Source organism: Spongiibacter pelagi (assembly GCF_014705705.1).
GTDB lineage: Bacteria > Pseudomonadota > Gammaproteobacteria > Pseudomonadales > Spongiibacteraceae > Spongiibacter > Spongiibacter pelagi.
On record NZ_JACXLD010000009.1, the window covers coordinates 31667 to 49751 of the forward strand.

Below are 18085 nucleotides of genomic sequence, written 5' to 3' on the forward strand. Positions count from 1 at the left end.
GAGTCGACGCGGATAGTGTTAGCGTCGAGCATAGAATAATTTTTGCTGCTTTGGCAGGGGCTGATAAGCCTGCCTAGAACCGTCGTTTTTAGTCTGGGTTTAGCCAGTCACTACATTTAGATATGAGGCGTTAATATCGGCATCGTAATACGCCATGCCCAATTTGTTTAAGTACTCTAAGCGGTCCGCTTTCATTAGGTCTATTTCAGGCGCGGCGATATTGTTAGCTTGGTATATGCCAGCCAGATAAGCCATAAATTGCTCGCCTTCTTCAACTAATAATAGGCTCGCGGCACCAACGTCGGGTTTCACTTTGGCATTCAGCTCTTCGGGAAGCGTTACCGCAAGCACAGTCGGCTGCTCGTCACCCTGAAAGCGTACGCTGCGATTTCTCACGGTTTGCTTGGCCCAGTAAAAAGCGAGTTCTTTGCTCTGGGTTAAAAAAACCGGCTCAATCGATTCGGTATAGCTATTGCCGATAGTCGCCATGGTGTTTTTTGCGGCAGCTTTCAGTGCTTTGTCGCCGGAGCGTTTTAAGCCCTGCTCAATGATGGAGTCAACTAGCGCTGATGAGGTGCCGTGATACCACGTGCTGCTGGTGGTAAAGCCCTGCGGGGTTAATAAGTCTCTAGCATCTTTAAGAAAGTCTGGCGTGTCAGTCATAGTCGAAATTACACAATGGTTTGAAATGGCAAGCATTAGGGAATCTCTGATTAGTGTGGCGAGTGAAGCAAAGTTGGTCGCCGCCGGAGCGCAGACTTGTAGCGAAGCGAAAAGCCCGCCCTTTAGGGCGACCCCAAAGGGGTGAGAAGCCTTAGCTTCGAACAAAGCGGAGTTTATATGCGAATAAATGAGCATTTCGAGCACCGCCGACGATCAAAATTGCGAACGCAGTAATTAATCAGAGCTTCCCTAGAAAGTTTAGCGTAAAAACGCCTTAGATTCTGTTGGTCAGAAAATTCTGCCCACAAAAAAGGCGACACCTTGAAAGGGGTCGCCTTCTTTTCTAGCGAGAGTCTACTAGCGAACTGTGCCCCTAATTGCAGGGCACATCGCCTAACACTTGCTCAGATTAGCTGAACTGGTTAGACGTGTTTTTCGCACCTCCAGCTTTCAGAGCGTTCTCACCAGCGTAGTACTCTTTGTGGTCGTCGCCCATATCGGAGCCGGCCATGTTTTGGTGTTTAACACAGGCGATACCCTGACGGATCTCTTTGCGCTGAACGCCTTCAACGTAACCCAACATCGCTTTGTCACCGAAGTACTCTTTGGCCAGGTTGTCTACAGACAGGGCCGTGGTGTGGTAAGTCGGCAGTGTGATCAGGTGATGGAATACGTTCGCTTCACGGGCAGTATCTGCCTGGAAGCTTTGAACGCGAGCATCGGCAGCCGCAGACAGCTCAGAGTTGTCGTATTCAGCAGACATCAGGTTTGCGCGGTCGTAGGCAGAAACGTCTTTGCCTTCAGCAGCCCATGCATCGTAAGTTTGCTGACGGAAGTTCAGCGTCCAGTTGAATGAAGGCGAGTTGTTGTAAACCAGTTTCGCATCGGGGTGAACCTTGCGAACTTCGTCCATCATGCCTTTGATTTCGTGAACGGTAGGAACTGCAGTTTCGATCCACAGCAGGTCAGCACCGGCATTGATGGCTTCGATACAGTCAAATACGCAACGCTCGTGGCCAGTGCCTTGACGGAACTGGTACAGACCAGAAGGCAGACGCTTAGGACGAACCAGTTTGCCGTTACGGCTGATCAGTACATCGCCTTCAGCAGTGTCTTCTGGAGAAACTTCTTCGCAATCCAGGAATGAGTTGTAAACGTCACCCTGATCGCCTTTCTCGCGAACAACAGCGATTTCTTTGGTCAGGCCAGCACCTTCAGAGTCGGTACGAGCAACGATAACACCGTCGTCAACGCCCAGCTCAAGGAATGCGTAACGCAGAGCGCGCAGCTTGGCGTGGAAGTCGGCATGGGGAACGGTTACTTTGCCGTCTTGGTGGCCACACTGCTTCTCGTCAGCAACCTGGTTTTCGATCTGCAGACAGCAAGCGCCCGCTTCGATCATTTGCTTAGCCATCAGGTAAGTGGCTTCAGCGTTACCGAAACCAGCATCGATGTCGGCAACGATGGGCACAACGTGAGTTTCGTGGTTGTCGATTTTGCTTTGAATTTCAGCTTCTTTAGCTGCATCGCCAGCTTCGCGTGCCGCATCCAGCTCGCGGAACAGACCGCCCAGCTCACGTGCATCAGCTTGACGCAGGAAGGTGTACAGCTCGCGTACCAGATCGGCAACAACGGTTTTTTCGTGCATAGATTGGTCAGGCAGAGGACCGAAAGAGCTACGCAGTGCGGCAACCATCCAGCCAGACAGGTAGAGGTAGCGGCGCTCGGTAGTACCAAAGTGCTTTTTAATAGAGATCAGTTTTTGCTGACCAACAAAACCGTGCCAGCAGCCCAGAGATTGGGTGTACTTGGTTTTGTCTTTGTCGAACTCAGCCATGTCGCGACGCATAATGCCGGCGGTGTATTTGGCAATGTCCAGACCAGTTTTGAATTTGTTCTGAGCACGCATGCGTGCGGCAGATTCTGGGTTGATAGCATCCCATGGGCTGCCTGCTTGCTCTTTGAGTCCGGCGACGGATTGGATGTCTGCTTCTAACGATGACATATGCGGTCCCTTTTCGGTGAGTGGTGACTGATAGAAATTTCAACGTTGGCAAGTGTAGGTGGGGGATTCGGATTTAGCTAATTTATACTTTTTATTTTGGATATTTTTTTAGGAAATTTTACTGCCGTAACATATCTCGTGTTGCAACATAGAGAAGCGTTAGAGCTTTTTCCGCCACTTGGGGGCATTATGACGGAGCCGCTTGGGTATTTTTATTCACGGTATGAATAGTAAAAATAATATGGATATATTTGTGAAATTGTTGGCGGCTGGCTAGGATTAGCCCTCAAGATAACGGCCCTATTGCCTTTGTTTGGCCCGTAAATACGCTCCAAACTTTGCCATTATGCCGAATTTAACCACGCGATTTCCTCGACGCGAAATTAAGGAGAGTCAGCATGTCAGCACAGCAAATTAACCGGGTTGAACACAGTGGCCTACAGATTGCTGAGGTGCTTTATAAACTGGTGAATGAGCAGGTTGCGCCGGGCACCGGTATCGATGCTGATGCATTCTGGTCTTCCATGGCGGCAATTATTGCTGATCTGGCTCCCAAGAACAAAGCTCTGCTGGCTAAGCGCGATGCGATTCAAGCACAAGTAGACGAGTATCACCGCGCCAACCCCGGTGCGCAGGATATGGCTTCTTATAAAGCCTTCCTAGAAGAGATTGGTTACCTGTTGCCAGAACCCGCTGATTTTGCGATCTCTACCGAAAATGTGGATGCTGAAATCGCCAAGCTGGCTGGCCCGCAACTGGTTGTGCCGGTAATGAATGCCCGTTTCAGCCTCAATGCCGCCAATGCCCGCTGGGGCAGCCTGTACGATGCCCTGTATGGCACTGATGTGATTTCTGAAGAAGGCGGTGCTGAGCGCGCGGGTGCATACAACCCCGTTCGCGGCGACAAAGTAATCGCCTACGCGAAAGCCTTTCTTGATAAGCACGTTGCGCTGGCCAATGGCAGCCACGCCAATGCGACCAGCTACAAAATTGAAAACGGTGCGCTGCTTGTTGCGCTGGCAGATGGTTCTAGCAGCGGCTTGCAAGCTCCTGAAAAACTGGTTGCTTATATGGGCGATGCCGCAGCGCCAAGCAATATCTTGCTGGTTAATAACGGCCTGCACATCGATATCCAAATTGACGCAAACCACCCCATTGGTAAAACCGATGCCGCCAGCGTGAAAGACGTTTGTCTGGAGTCGGCGCTGACCACCATTCAAGACTGTGAAGATTCCGTTGCCGCTGTTGATGCAGACGACAAAGTTGTGGTTTACAGCAACTGGCTGGGTCTGATGAAGGGTGATCTGAGCGAAACCTTCAGCAAGGGCGGCAAAGACATGACCCGCCGCATGGCCGAAGACCGCGTATTCACTGCGCTGGATGGTAGCGACAAAGTACTGCACGGCCGCAGCCTGTTGCTGGTACGTAATGTTGGTCACTTGATGACTAATAACGCGATCATTGATGCGCACGGCAACGAAGTGCCAGAAGGCATCATGGATGCCATGGTAACGGTACTGGCGGCAATGCACGATCTGAAAAAGACCGGCAGCCTGAGCAACTCGCGCACTGGCAGCGTTTATATCGTGAAGCCGAAAATGCACGGCCCTGAAGAAGTGGCGTTTGCAGCGGAGCTGTTTGGTCGCGTAGAAGATGCGCTGGGCTTGGCTCGCAATACGCTGAAAATCGGCATTATGGATGAAGAGCGTCGCACCACCGTTAACCTGAAAGCCTGTATTGCGGCCGCCAGCGAGCGCGTTATTTTCATCAACACCGGTTTCTTGGATCGCACCGGTGATGAAATCCACACCAGCATGGAAGCCGGCGCTTTTGTTCGCAAAGCAGATATGAAGCAGCAGGCGTGGATCAAAGCATACGAAGATTGGAACGTGGATATTGGTCTGGAGTGTGGCCTGAGTGGCAAAGCCCAGATCGGTAAAGGTATGTGGGCTATGCCCGATGAAATGGCGCAGATGATGGACGCCAAAATCGGTCACCCTAAAGCCGGTGCAAACTGTGCTTGGGTACCTTCGCCTACGGCGGCAACCCTGCACGTGATGCACTATCACGAAGTAAATGTACTGAGTCTGCAAGAGCAAATCGCTGAGCGTCAGCGCGCGGCACTGGACGATATTCTGACCATTCCTGTTGCAGCCAATGCCAACTGGTCAGCGGCTGAAATTCAGCAGGAGCTGGATAACAACGCTCAGGGCATTCTCGGTTACGTAGTGCGCTGGATCGATCAGGGTGTGGGTTGTTCCAAGGTTCCCGATATTAATGATGTGGGGCTTATGGAAGACCGTGCGACGCTGCGTATCTCCAGCCAGCATATTGCCAACTGGTTGCGTCACGGTGTGTGCAGCAAGGAGCAGGTTCTGGAAACCCTGCAGCGCATGGCGGCGGTGGTTGATCGCCAGAATGCCGGCGACCCGCTGTACCGTGCGATGGCACCTAATTTTGACGACAGTGTTGCCTTCCAAGCGGCCTGTGAACTGGTATTTGAAGGCTGTGTACAGCCCAGCGGTTACACCGAGCCAGTTTTGCACCGTCGTCGTATCGAATTTAAAGCGAAACACGGCGCTTAAGTTTTAACGTAAGTTTTAGCCCGGCGTTTACGCTTTTACCCTTTCCTGTCAGTGAGGCTTGGCCCGGATTTTCCGGGCCTTTTTTTGTCTCGATTTTTTAGGCTTTTATCGAATTGATGCGGTGTTGTGAACTGATACTGGCGTCGTGTCTCGCTTCCCTTCATAATTTAGCTCTATTTAAAACAGGCAAAGCATTTTCATCATGAATTTATCGCGCATTGATCTGAACCTGCTGGTGTATCTGGACGTACTGCTGCGGGAAAAGAATGTCACCCGAGCGGCGGAGCAATTGGGTATTACCCAGCCTGCGCTCAGTAATGGTCTGCGCCGCCTGCGCGATCTGTTCAATGATCCTTTGTTGGTGCGTACCAGCGAGGGTATGACGCCCACCGAGCGGGCCTTGGAATTGCAGCCACGGGTGCGGGATATTCTCGCCTCTGTTGAACAGGCGGTATTGCCGGTTGCCGATTTCAATGTCGGCGACAGTGCGCGGGTGTTTCGGATTATGGCCAGCGACTATGCCGAATCCTGCCTGCTGATCCCACTGGCCCAGCAGCTTCGTACCGAGGCGCCGAATATTACATTGGACGTCTTAACGCCATCGGATGTGACCTTCCAAGATTTGGAGCAGGGCAAGATCGATATGGCGCTCAACCGCTTTGATCGCCTGCCTCAATCCTTTCACCAGGCGACTGTATGGCGCGATGGTTTTTCCTGCTTAATGAGTGCAGACAATGCCAATCGAGACAGTTTTGATATGGACGCGTTTTTGTCTGCCTCGCACGTCTGGGTGAGTAAAACCGGGATGGGGGTGGGTCGCGGTATGAACCAGCGCGACAGTCAGCGTTTAGGCTGGGTGGATGAGGCGCTGGCGGAATTCGGCCACGAACGGCAAATCCGCTTTTTTACCCGGCATTACCAAGTGGCGGCGATGTTGGCTCGGCATCCAGATCTGATCGCTACGCTGCCCACACAAATGGCGAATTTGTATAAAACGGACCCCACCCTTGTGGCGCGTAAACCGCCGTTTATGATTATTCCTATCGAATTGAAACTGGCGTGGAGCCCGCTGTTGCAGCATGACCCCGGTCATATTTGGCTGCGCCGGCGCATTGTCGATCTCGGTCAGGAAATTCTGGATCGCGGGTAAAAAACAAAGCAATTTCCGGGGAATTCCCGCATCTGGGGTGAATCTGCCGGGCAAAGCTGTCATGCTTGCACCATCAACTTAACGGGAGACCCTAATGAATATTGCAAATGGCTGCGTTGTCGCCTTTCACTACACCCTCACCGACGATAGCGGTGCCGAAATCGATTCTTCCAAGGGTGGCGAACCGCTGGCCTATCTTCACGGACACGGTGGCATTATCCCCGGTCTGGAGAAAGAGTTGGAAGGTAAAGCGGCTGGCGATGCTATGAAAGTCACGGTTCAGCCCGGCGAAGCCTACGGTGAAGTCAGCGAAGAGCTGGTGCAGTCTGTTCCTCGCGAAGCCTTCCAAGGTGTTGATCAAATCGAAGTGGGTATGCAGTTTCAAGCCCAAGGTGCAGGCGGTCAGGTGCAACTGGTTGTTGTGACTGCGGTTGATGATGAAGCGGTAACCGTTGATGCCAACCACCCCTTGGCGGGTAAAGTGCTGCACTTTGATGTGGCTATCGACTCTGTGCGTGAAGCCAGCGAAGAAGAACTGAGCCACGGCCATGTGCATGGTCCCGGTGGTCATCACCACTAAGCAATACATCAATGAAAAGGGCCTTACAGGCCCTTTTTTTTGCCCCAAATTTTGTATTGGCGCGAATTCTGCTTTACCTTTTAAACGCAGGTGTGATGCTGATTTGCGCGAGTGCTATTGCCAGCGCAAACCAAAAAGCCAGCGCAGGATAGAAGAAAATAGGAGACTGACCTTTGGTCCTCGCAGCCGAAAAACTGCAGGCATTTCTTGTGGCGGAAAATCTGCCAGATAGCTATGGCCAGCAGGCGGAACATTTTTTTCTGCCTCTGCTTGAATCGTTGTTGCCCGCAATTCGCAGCGGTCGGCTCAAGGTGCTAGGTATTCACGGAGCACAGGGCAGTGGTAAATCGACGCTGGCCGATCTTTACCGCTACTGTTTACAAGAGTTGGGACTCACGGTTGCTCAGCTATCCCTCGATGATTTCTATCTCACCAAGGCCGAGAGATTGGTCTTGTCTCAAACGGCTCATTCCCTGCTAAAAACCCGTGGTGTACCGGGCACGCATGATGTTGCCTTAGGGATGCAGACCATTGCTGCGTTAAAAACATTGGGCAAGGACGAAACCCTGGCGCTGCCACGTTTCGACAAACTCAATGATGACCGTTATCCAGAAGATGATTGGCCTGAAGTGGAAGGGCCGGTTGATGTGATCATTTTTGAAGGTTGGTGTTTGGGGGTGCCTGCTCAGCGTGATACGGAATTGGCCGCGCCTGTAAATGCCTTAGAGAGAAACGAAGACCAAGACGGAACTTGGCGGCGGTATGCCAATGCTCAATTAGCTGCGAGCTATCAAAACTGGTTTGCTGAAATTGATTATCTGGTAATGCTCCGCGCGCCTAGCTTCGAATGTGTGGCGCAATGGCGCTTGGAGCAGGAGCAGCGTCTTGCGGCAAAAGAAAGCGGCAAGCCGGTAATGGATGCCCAGCAGATTGAGCGCTTTGTTCAGCATTATGAGCGCCTTACTCGTTATGGTTTAAGCGTACTACCGGAGCGAGCTGACTGCGTTTTGGCGTTGGCGGAAGATCGGCGGATTATCGATCTGACTCACTCGGGAGAGCGTTATGAGTGAGTCGGTGCTTACCAGTGTGTGGGCCAGTGTGATGGTCTTTAGCGATATGGATGGCACTCTGCTAGATCACCATAGCTACGATTATTCCGCCGCTCAAGCCGCGCTTGATCGTTTGGCGGCACTCAATATTCCGCTGATCCTCAATACCAGTAAAACCCGGCCAGAAGTGTTGGCTTGGCAAAAACGATTGGGATTGCACACAGCGTTTATTGTAGAGAATGGCGCTGCGGCCTATTTACCAAAAACGCTAATAAGTGCTGATGAGCTTGCCGAGTATTCCGCTGCTAACAAGGGGATAGCGATTGCTGATGCCGAGGATTTTTGGCAGGTGGCAATGTCGGCACCCCGCGCCCAAATCATTGATGCCTGCCATGCTTTGCGTGAACGCGGTAACTATCAGTTTGAAGGCTTTAGTGATTTTAGTGTTGCACAACTTTGCGACATTACTGGACTTGCCCCCATTGATGCAGAACAAGCAATGGCGCGGGAATTCTCTGAACCGATTTGTTGGCAGGATACCGATGCACGCTGGCAAGAGTTTGAAACAGAAATTGCTAAGCGAGGACTGCATGCGCTGAAAGGCGGGCGCTTCACTCATATTATGGGCGCGACCGATAAAGGCGTGGCGATGCTCAAGCTGGCGGCGCTGTTGTGTCCGGAGCAATCGACTATCACTATTGCTTTGGGTGATAGTCATAACGATGTGGCTATGCTGAAAGCGGCGAGTTACGCGGTGGTGATTCGTTCACCGAGTCATCCGCCGCCAGCAGTCTCTGATCCGCAGGGTGAGGTAATGCTCAGCGAGGAATTTGGTCCTGCTGGCTGGAGCAGCTGTATGCAATATCTACTCGATAAGCTGGAAAGTGACAGCAACATTCAAAATTAATTTAAAAATGGATAAGAAGGATTTATGGGAGACTTTTATCAAAACGGCGTGATCACAACCTTGCACAATTTGGTGGATCGCCCAGTGGCAGAATTGGAAACTGAGCTGGAGGCCTTCGCCCGAAAACGGCCTATGGCCTTGATTTTACCTTCGCTATTTTCTGAGCTGGAAGGGCCAGCCTTAAAACACATCATCGATGAAATCGCGCAGGTGAAATACATTGATGAAGTGGTGATTGGTCTGGATCGTGCCGATGAAAAACAATACCGGCACGCGCTGAAATTCTTCAGCAAATTACCGCAAAAGCATCATGTGTTGTGGAACGATGGGCCGCGCCTGCGTGCGATTGATGAGCGCTTGCAAGCCAAAGGCTTGGCGCCGATGGAGCCGGGCAAGGGACGCAATGTTTGGTATTGCATGGGGTATTTGTTGTCAGCTAGCCGCGCCGAGGCGATTGCGCTGCATGACTGCGATATTCTCACCTACGACCGCCGCTTGCTGGCGAATCTGTTTTATCCCGTTGCTAATCCGTCCTTTAGCTACGAGTTTTGTAAGGGCTATTATGCCCGTGTTGCCGACGGAAAAATGAATGGCCGAGTCAGTCGCCTATTAGTCACGCCCCTGCTGCGTTCCTTGAAAAAAATCTTCGGCAATCTCGAATATCTGGATTACTTGGACAGTTACCGCTACCCACTGTCTGGTGAGTTTTCCATGCGCCGTGATGTATTAACCGATTTGCGTATTCCCAGCGACTGGGGCTTGGAGATCGGCGTGTTGTCAGAGGTCTATCGCAACTACTCGACAAACAAGTTGTGTCAGGTGGATATTGCCGATTGCTACGACCATAAGCACCAGTCCTTGTCTGCTGACGACGAGAATAGCGGCCTGTCGAAAATGTCGATTGATATTGCCAAGGCAATATTCCGCAAGTTGGCGACTAACGGCGTGGTGTTTAACTCCGAGACGTTCCGTTCCATCAAAGCTACGTATTTCCGAGTGGCCCTCGATTTTGTTGAGAGTTACCGCAACGATGCTGAATTTAATGGCTTGAGTTTGGACTTGCATCGGGAAGAGCAGGCGGTGGAATTATTCGCCCAGAACTTGGTGAAAGCGGGCAATACCTTTTTAGATAACCCGATGGAAACCCCTTTTATTCCAAGCTGGAATCGAGTTTGCAGTGCTGAGCCCAGTCTTACTTCGGACTTGGTTCAGGCGGTGATTGATGATCATAAGGCCTTTTCTTAAAAAATAAGCGCAACATTGAGCGATTTCCTATGACCGAACTCAGCCCTCAAGCCCATTTGCGTCAGCGACTCGAAAATCACCTGCGGGTAATTTATCCCGATCTGGATCGAGCGCCGTTGATAGAGGGCATTGTTGAGTTAATGCATCTGGAAAACCGCTGTTTTATGCCCGAGAGTCACCGCAATCTTTGGGATGAAACCGATGTTTTGATGATCAGCTACGGCGATTCAATTCTGTGCGAGGGCGAGTGGCCGCTGCATACGCTGCACGATTTTCTGCGTACAGAATTACAGGGTGTGATTAGCGGTGTGCATATACTGCCGTTTTATCCTTGGAGTTCAGACGACGGCTTTTCCGTTATTAACTATGTCGAAGTGAATCCGTCCCTTGGCGAATGGCAAGACATTAACGCCATTGCCCGCGACTTTGATCTGATGGCAGATCTGGTGATTAACCACTGTTCTTCGCGCAGCCTTTGGTTTGAAAATTTTAAACAGCGTAAATCACCGGGAATGGATTATTTTGTCGAACAAGACCCGGAAATTGATCTCTCTGAAGTAGTGCGGCCCCGAACCAGTCCCTTGCTGGCAGAGGTGCAAACACTGGATGGTATTCGCCATGTTTGGTGTACCTTTAGCCACGATCAAGTGGATTTGAATTTTGAAAATCCCGCGGTGCTGATGGAGTTTATGCGCATCGTGCGCCACTACCTCGATCAAGGCGTGAAGATTTTCCGCTTGGATGCGGTTGCCTTTCTTTGGAAAATTCCCGGCACTAATTGTCTGAACCTAGAGCAGACTCACGAAATGGTGCGCCTGCTTCGCAGTGTTATTGAGCACGCGGCGCCAGATGCCATTCTACTGACAGAAACCAATATTCCGCTGCGGGAAAATCTGGCCTACTTTGGCAATGCCAATGAAGCGCATATGGTTTACAACTTTTCGCTGCCGCCGCTATTGGTTAATGCCATGGTCAGCGGCAGCTCACGGGCGCTAAAAAATTGGATGATGGGGATGCCTGCGGCGCAGGATGGCACCACCTATTTTAATTTTATTGCCTCCCACGATGGTATTGGCCTGCGTCCTGCCGAGGGCTTGTTGGAAGACAGTGAAATCGGTCAGTTAGTCGAACTGATGCAGGAGTCGGGCGGGCGGGTATCGTGGCGGGCCTTGGGCAATGGTGAGAGCCGCCCTTATGAAATCAATATCAGTCTATTCGATGCCATGCGCCGCAGTATGCAAGGCGGCGAAGATGGTTTTCAGCAGGCTCGTTTCCTCTGTGCCCATGCCATTATGCTGAGCTTGCAGGGTATGCCAGCCATTTATATACACAGCCTGCTGGCCACTGAAAACGACTATGACCGGGTCGAACATTCCGGCCACAATCGGGCGATTAATCGCCATCAGTGGAGTAAGGCCGAATTGGAAGAGGCCTTATTACAAGACACCCATCACTCGCGTATTTTTACCGCGCTTAAAGATTTGATCAGTCTGCGCAAAGCGCAGGCCGCTTTCCATCCCAATGCCAGTCAGTACCCACTACACTTGGGCGATCAGCTATTTGGTGTGCGACGCGAAACCCGCAGCCGCGACGCGCGCAAGCAAACCCTGATTGCCGTGTTTAGCCTCAGTGCTGAGCCGCAAACTATTCCGCTGGATGAGTTAAATCTGGATGCGGATCGCGACTGGCGCGCCTTGTTAAATGCCGATTTTCTCGATTTTTCTGCGGAAACACTCACCTTGCCCGCCTATGGTTATTGTTGGCTCAGTAGCGAAGATTAAGCGCGGTAAGAAATTTCGATAGAACGATTCTGCCCGCGCTTTGATTGGCTTTGTCAGTTACCCCTAATGGCGAGATTGCTACCCTTTAGCCTGTTTATTTCAGTCTGAAGGATTTTTCCAATGCCATCCTATTCCGCGCCAATGCGTGACATCCACTTTGTGCTTAAAGATCTGCTCAATGCGCCTGCTCACTACGCGGGGCTGTCTGGCTGCGAAGCGCCTAATGAAGAATTGATGGATGCGATTTTGGCCGAAGGTGCCAAGTTTGCTGAAAATGTACTCGATCCGATTGCGGCAACAGGCGATGAGCAGGGCTGCCAATTTGAAAATGGCAAAGTCACGACCCCGCCCGGTTTTAAAGAGGCGTTTAAGCAATGGGCCGAGGGTGGCTGGCAATCTTTCGCAGTGCCGGTGGCAGATGGTGGTCAAGGTCTGCCTTCTTCCCTCGGGACGGTCATCGGTGAAATGACTGGTGCACCGTGCTGGGCATTCAGCATGTATACCGGACTGGCTTTGGCGCCGGTGACCTGTTTGCTTAACGGTGGAAGCGAAGCTCAAAAACAGCGCTATTTACCTAAATTGATCAGCGGTGAATGGGCCGGGGCTATGTGCCTGACAGAAGCCCATTGCGGCTCGGATGTGGGTTTGCTGCGTACCAAGGCGACCCCCAATGGCGATGGCACTTACACCTTGCAAGGCACCAAAATTTTTATCTCCGGTGGTGAACAAGATCTGACTGAAAATATTGTTCACGCGATTTTGGCGCGGGTTGAGGGTGCGCCAGAGGGCACCAAAGGGGTATCACTGTTTATTGCACCAAAGTACTGGGTAGAAGAAGACGGCAGTCTCGGCGAATTTAATAATATTAGCTGCGGTGCGGTGGAAAAGAAAATGGGTCTCAAAGCCCAAGCCACTTGTGTGATGAACTACGATGGCGCCCGCGCGGTGTTGCTCGGTGAAGAAAATCGCGGATTGGAAGTGATGTTCAAACTGATGAATACCGCACGCCTTGGCACCGCTCTGCAGGGTTTGGCGATGTCTGAAATCGCGTATCAAGGCGCAGTGGGCTATGCCCGCGAACGCCTGCAAATGCGCTCACTTACCGGCCCTAAAAATCCTAATGGCCCTGCCGATCCGATCATTGTGCATCCCGATGTCCGCCGTATGTTGATGACCCAAAAAGCCATCGTTGAAGGTCAGCGAGCGATGATCTACTGGTTGGCGCAGCAGGTTGATTTAAGCAGTCACGGCAATGCCGAACAAAAAGAAAATGCCGATCAGCTTTTAGAATTACTGACTCCAATTGCCAAAGCCTTCTGTACAGAAACCGCTCAAGAATCGGTTTATCTCGGTATGCAGGTGTTTGGTGGCCACGGATATATTGCCGAGCATGGCATGGAGCGTATCGCTCGCGACAATCGAATTTCAACCGTGTATGAAGGCACAACGGGTATTCAAGCCTTGGATTTATTGGGCCGTAAAGTCATGGGCAGTGGCGGTACGGTGTTGCGGCATTTCACCAAGCAAATTCACAAATTTTGCGAGTCTCATAAAGCGCGGGAAGATATGCAGGAATTTATTACGCCATTGAAAGACCTGAATGCCCAGTGGGGTGAGGTGACTATGGCTGTGGGCGAAAAAGCCATGAGTAACGCCGATGAAGTCGGGGCGGCCTCGGTGGATTATTTGATGTTCTCGGGTTACATCACCTTTGCCTATCTCTGGGCGAAGATGGCGGAGCTGGCATTAGATAAAGCTGCTGAAGGAAATACTGATCCACTTTATGGCAGTAAATTGAAAACCGCGCGCTTTTATTTTCAGCGGCTATTGCCACGTACGGCGGCGCACAAAGCGGCGATGCTGGCTGGTGCTGAAAGTATGATGGCTATGGGCGAAGATGAGTTTATGTTTTAAAACTCGCTATATTAATCAGAGCGTCCACAATCTTGGCGCAATAAAAAATCCCCAGCAAAAAAGGCTCAGTAGAAATTACTGAGCCTTTTTTGTTATTCAGAAAAATGTCGCGAAGGTATTCGCTGCATTAATCAAAGCTTACCTACTTTACTGAAATACCGAGGGCTTTGACGGTTTCAAGATTGAGGTAACCATCTACCGGCAGATCATTGGCGCGCTGATAGGCATTTACCGCCTTCATGGTTTTGGCGCGCATCACACCGTCAATCGGGCCGGGGTTGAAGCCCGCGGCATTCAGCGCGGTTTGAATTTCCTTGATCTTTTCAGGCGTGGCGTTGGTGTCACACAGGATCGCGCGGCGTTCAGTGCGAGCCTCGGCAACTTTAACTTTGCGCTCCAGCGTCTTGTATTGAGCTGGAATGATTTCCTCGCGTACCGACGCGGGAATATCCACAACGCGATGGCTGACGGTTTCATAAACCGCAGGAATGATTTCCTCGCGGATGGTGGCAGGCGTGTCAATCACCGTGCGTGAAACCATTTCATAGCGTGCTGGAATAATGATGTCACGAGTGCTGGATGGCTGATCAATCACTTGCCGTGAAACAGTTTCATATTCAGCGGGAATCGTGATTTCTTCGGTGCGAGCGGGGGTATCAATCACGCTGCGTGTTTCTGTTTGGTATACCGCTGGAACAGTAATTTCTTTAACGCCGGCAGGTGAAACCAAAACTTGCTTGGTGATGGTTTTGTACTGGGCAGGTATTTCAACCAGGCACATTACATCGTCATCCATGCGGGTGTTATCGGCATTGAACCAACCTTGTTCAACGTTGCTGCCCTGTACTTTGCCATCGGCGCCGACTTTAAATGCGGTAACGGGGCGAACTTCAAGCGCGTCGCCAATATAGGCATGGCCGCGTTTCCAGACTTTATGCGCTTCTGAAATTTGTACGCGCTCGGTTACCGTTTTAAATGTCGCGGGATAAGGCTCATAACGCGTGCTGGCTTCTTTAACCATGACGCGTTCGCTAACCGTTTTGAATGTTGCAGGAATAACGGTGATTTTGGTGCTGGCGGGCTTGCTTAGCACTTGTTCGGTAACGGTTTTATAAGTGGCGGGAATAGGTTCCTTGCGAACCGATTCAGCTTGAACCATGACCCGCTCTTCCACGGTTTTGTAAGTGGCGGGCACTGGAATTTGCTTGATCATTTCCGCTTGCACCATTACTTGCTGCTCAACGGTTTTGTAGGTTGCCGGTACAGAAATATATTTCTTGGTGGCGGGGATGGCCTCTACCTTTTCATACTGGGTTTCGTATTTAATGGGAATAAGCACATTGCCGAAGCAGTTTTGAGAGACGTCATTTGTGGCGACTTCAACCGGTGCAGGCTGTGGGGCGGCTACGACTTTTTCTGTTGCAGAAATGGGGCGTGGCATATCGCCGCTAAAATTATTGTCGCACTGCTTCATGCTCAGGCGAACAATATTCCCCGTTGCGTCCATATAAGCATTGACGTCCATATTGGGCGAAAACGGAATGTATTTGCCTTGCAGTTCAGGGGCAACACCGTCGCGATTGTGGTGATGAGCCGCGCCGAGATCACAGGCGCCTTGCTCATAGCCGGGGATGCTGCCTAGGGTGGCGGTCATCACATTGGCTTCACCTTGGCGAAGCTGAAATGGCTGGGTGGTGTGGGATTTATAAAATTTGGCTGATCCGCTGTTGACGGCGGCATCGCATTCGGCGGCGCTTGAATAGCCAACATTGCCATATTGGTCGGTGAACAGGTCTGCGTGCGCAGAGCTGGTCGCTATTAAAAACAGCGCACTGCCGAAGACAGCCATCGCGCTGCCGTATTTTTTCTCACTCACTTTCGTTCTCCATGTGAATTGGTTTTGGAATGGGATTTCCAAGACCAGTAACGATCCTTGTTCAGTAACTATCCTTAGCTACCGTTTTTTAACTATATAACAGGGGCTGTGTTCGAGATAGCACTGCGGCCAGCCTTTGGTGATATTGCCTATAAGGTGCGCTGTTAAAAGTGGAACAAAATAAAAGCGGCGCTAGATAGCGCCGTTGGGGGAATGCGTGGTGTCGAGTTTAAAAATTAACGATTCGCTCGATTATTAATCAGTTCGTCAACCACGGAAGGGTCGGCAAGGGTTGAAGTGTCGCCCAAATTTTCCAGTTCATTGGCGGCAACTTTACGCAGAATACGGCGCATGATTTTGCCCGAGCGGGTTTTCGGCAGACCGGGAGCCCACTGGATAATATCGGGTTTGGCAATGGGGCCAATATCTTCGACACAGAGGGCGATCAGTTCTTTTTTCAGTTCATCACTGCCTTGTGCGCCGTGCATCAGGGTAACGTAGCAGTAAATGCCTTGGCCTTTGATATCGTGGGGATAGCCGACTACCGCTGCCTCGGCGACGAGGTCGTGCTCTACCAATGCACTTTCAATTTCGGCGGTGCCCATACGGTGACCGGAAATATTCAGTACGTCGTCAACTCGGCCGGTAATCCAGTAGTCGCCATCGGCATCGCGGCGGGCGCCATCGCCGGTAAAGTAATAGCCTGGGTGAGTGCTGAAATAGGTTTCGATCATGCGTTGGTGATCGCCATACACGCTGCGAATCTGGCTGGGCCAAGAGCGTTTGATCACGAGCAGGCCTTCACCGGGGCCTTCGATTTCCTTGCCGTCGTTATCTAGCAGGGCGGGTTCAACACCGAAAAATGGCTTGGTCGCTGAGCCGGGTTTAAGTTCAGTGGCGCCGGGCATGGGTGTCAGCATATGGGCGCCGGTTTCGGTCTGCCACCAAGTGTCCACAATCGGACATTTGCTGTCACCGACCACGCGGTAATACCACTCCCAGGCCTCAGGGTTAATGGGTTCACCTACAGTGCCGAGCAGGCGCAAACTACTGCGTGAGCAGCGTTCAACAAATTCATCGCCGGCACCCATCAATGCGCGAATGGCGGTGGGGGCGGTGTAGAAGGTGCTGACATTGTGTTTGTCGATCACTTGCCAGCAACGCGATGCATCCGGGTAGGTGGGGACGCCTTCAAACATCAAGGTCGTGGCGCCATTGGCCAGTGGGCCGTAAACAATATAGCTGTGACCGGTAACCCAGCCGACATCGGCGGTACACCAGTACACTTCGCCATCTTTATAGTCGAACACATATTTGTGGCTCATGGCCGATTGCAGCAAATAACCTGCGGTGGTGTGCATAACGCCTTTGGGTTTGCCGGTAGAGCCTGAGGTGTACAGAATAAATAGCGGCGCTTCACTGTCCATCGATTCTGGCGCGCAGTCTGTGCTCGCTGCGGCGGTGGCTTCGTGATACCAAACATCGCGTCCTGCTTGCCAGGCGACATTGCCGCCGGTGCGCTTCACTACAAGGGTGTGTTCAATGCAGGCGGTTTCCGGTTCGGCAAGGGCTTTGTCGGCATTGGCTTTGAGCGGAACGACTTTGCCGCCACGCACGCCTTCATCGGCGGTAATAAGTAATTTGCAGCCGGCATTTTGAATCCGATCTTTCAGGGCTTCTGGTGAGAAGCCGCCAAACACCACCGAGTGTACTGCGCCTATGCGCGCGCATGCCAACATGGCATAGGCGGCTTCAGGGATCATGGGCATGTAAATACAAACCCGGTCGCCTTTGCTGACGCCTAGATTTTTCATGGCATTGGCCAGTCGGCAAACAGCTTCGTGCAGTTGATTGTAAGTAATGTGGCTGCTTTCGGCGGGGTTATCGCCTTCCCAGATAATGGCGGTTTGCTCGCCTCGGGTGGCTAAATGGCGGTCGATACAGTTGTAGGAAACATTGAGTTGCGCACCGTCAAACCACGCCGCTTCACCTTTGGGAAAGTCATATTCACACACGGTGTGCCATTCTTTATCCCAGCTTAAAAATTCACGCGCTTGCTCTGACCAGAACGCATCGGCGTCATTAATTGAGCGCTGATACATTTCTTCGTAGCGAGCTTGGGTGATGTGCGCGGTGTCGGCATAGCTGGTTGGAATAGGGTGTTTATTGTGTATATGGCTCATGATTATTTCTCTTATCTGGCGAAGTTGATCTCCGGCCGATTTTTCCGGCGCGGAAACCAACGTGGTGATGATCCTGTGAGTTGAGGCTTGGCCCCAGATATTATCCGTATTTTTCCCAAGCATAGCCGCTTGTTTGGCAGGTTTATA

At 51.5% G+C, this 18085-nt stretch carries 12 protein-coding genes; 8 read left to right on the forward strand and 4 right to left on the reverse strand.

All coding sequences use genetic code 11. From position 1 onward, the window contains the following. Nucleotides 1–99 precede the first annotated feature (99 nt). Nucleotides 100–663 carry a hypothetical protein gene (locus IB286_RS13355; protein WP_190766404.1) on the reverse strand — a complete coding sequence of 188 codons (564 nt, stop codon included), beginning with the start codon at nt 661–663 and terminating at the stop codon, nt 100–102. Between the two features lie 409 nt (nt 664–1072). Further along, on the reverse strand, nt 1073–2668 hold the full coding sequence (locus IB286_RS13360; RefSeq protein ID WP_190766406.1) for an isocitrate lyase: 1596 nt from the start codon (nt 2666–2668) through the stop codon (nt 1073–1075). Nucleotides 2669–3066: 398 nt separating this feature from the next. Between IB286_RS13360 and IB286_RS13365 the strand changes: the two genes are divergently transcribed. The 8 genes from IB286_RS13365 to IB286_RS13400 all read left to right on the forward strand — a co-directional run bounded on the left by IB286_RS13365 (nt 3067) and on the right by IB286_RS13400 (nt 13879). Further along, nucleotides 3067–5253 (forward strand): malate synthase G, encoded by a 2187-nt coding sequence (locus IB286_RS13365; RefSeq protein ID WP_190766408.1) that lies wholly within the window; start codon nt 3067–3069, stop codon nt 5251–5253. A gap of 202 nt (nt 5254–5455) precedes the next feature. Further along, nucleotides 5456–6403, forward strand: coding sequence for a LysR family transcriptional regulator (locus IB286_RS13370; RefSeq protein WP_190766410.1), 948 nt, complete (start codon nt 5456–5458; stop codon nt 6401–6403). A gap of 94 nt (nt 6404–6497) precedes the next feature. Next, nucleotides 6498–6983 carry an FKBP-type peptidyl-prolyl cis-trans isomerase gene (locus tag IB286_RS13375; protein ID WP_190766412.1) on the forward strand — a complete coding sequence of 162 codons (486 nt, stop codon included), beginning with the start codon at nt 6498–6500 and terminating at the stop codon, nt 6981–6983. Nucleotides 6984–7156: 173 nt separating this feature from the next. Beyond that, entirely contained in the window at nt 7157–8053 is an 897-nt protein-coding gene (locus tag IB286_RS13380) for a phosphoribulokinase (protein ID WP_223826403.1), read from the forward strand. Further along, nucleotides 8046–8939 carry an HAD-IIB family hydrolase gene (locus IB286_RS13385; RefSeq protein WP_190766414.1) on the forward strand — a complete coding sequence of 298 codons (894 nt, stop codon included), beginning with the start codon at nt 8046–8048 and terminating at the stop codon, nt 8937–8939. Before IB286_RS13380 ends, IB286_RS13385 begins: the two co-directional genes overlap by 8 nt. 24 nt (nt 8940–8963) lie before the next feature. Beyond that, nucleotides 8964–10184, forward strand: coding sequence for a glycosyltransferase family protein (locus IB286_RS13390; RefSeq protein ID WP_190766416.1), 1221 nt, complete (start codon nt 8964–8966; stop codon nt 10182–10184). A gap of 29 nt (nt 10185–10213) precedes the next feature. Next, nucleotides 10214–11965: an alpha-amylase family glycosyl hydrolase gene (locus IB286_RS13395; protein WP_190766418.1), complete on the forward strand. Its 1752-nt coding sequence runs from the start codon at nt 10214–10216 to the stop codon at nt 11963–11965. Between the two features lie 120 nt (nt 11966–12085). Then, nucleotides 12086–13879: an acyl-CoA dehydrogenase C-terminal domain-containing protein gene (locus IB286_RS13400; protein WP_190766420.1), complete on the forward strand. Its 1794-nt coding sequence runs from the start codon at nt 12086–12088 to the stop codon at nt 13877–13879. Between the two features lie 142 nt (nt 13880–14021). Here IB286_RS13400 and IB286_RS15755 read toward each other — a convergent pair whose 3' ends face one another. Together IB286_RS15755 and acs are read right to left on the reverse strand one after the other, a co-directional pair. Beyond that, nucleotides 14022–15755, reverse strand: a complete 1734-nt coding sequence (locus IB286_RS15755) for a peptidoglycan-binding domain-containing protein (protein ID WP_190766422.1) — start codon at nt 15753–15755, stop codon at nt 14022–14024. 236 nt (nt 15756–15991) lie between these two features. Beyond that, a complete protein-coding gene (gene acs / locus IB286_RS13410) occupies nt 15992–17938 on the reverse strand; it encodes an acetate--CoA ligase (RefSeq protein WP_190766424.1) in 1947 nt (648 codons plus the stop codon). Nucleotides 17939–18085: the final 147 nt, after the last annotated feature.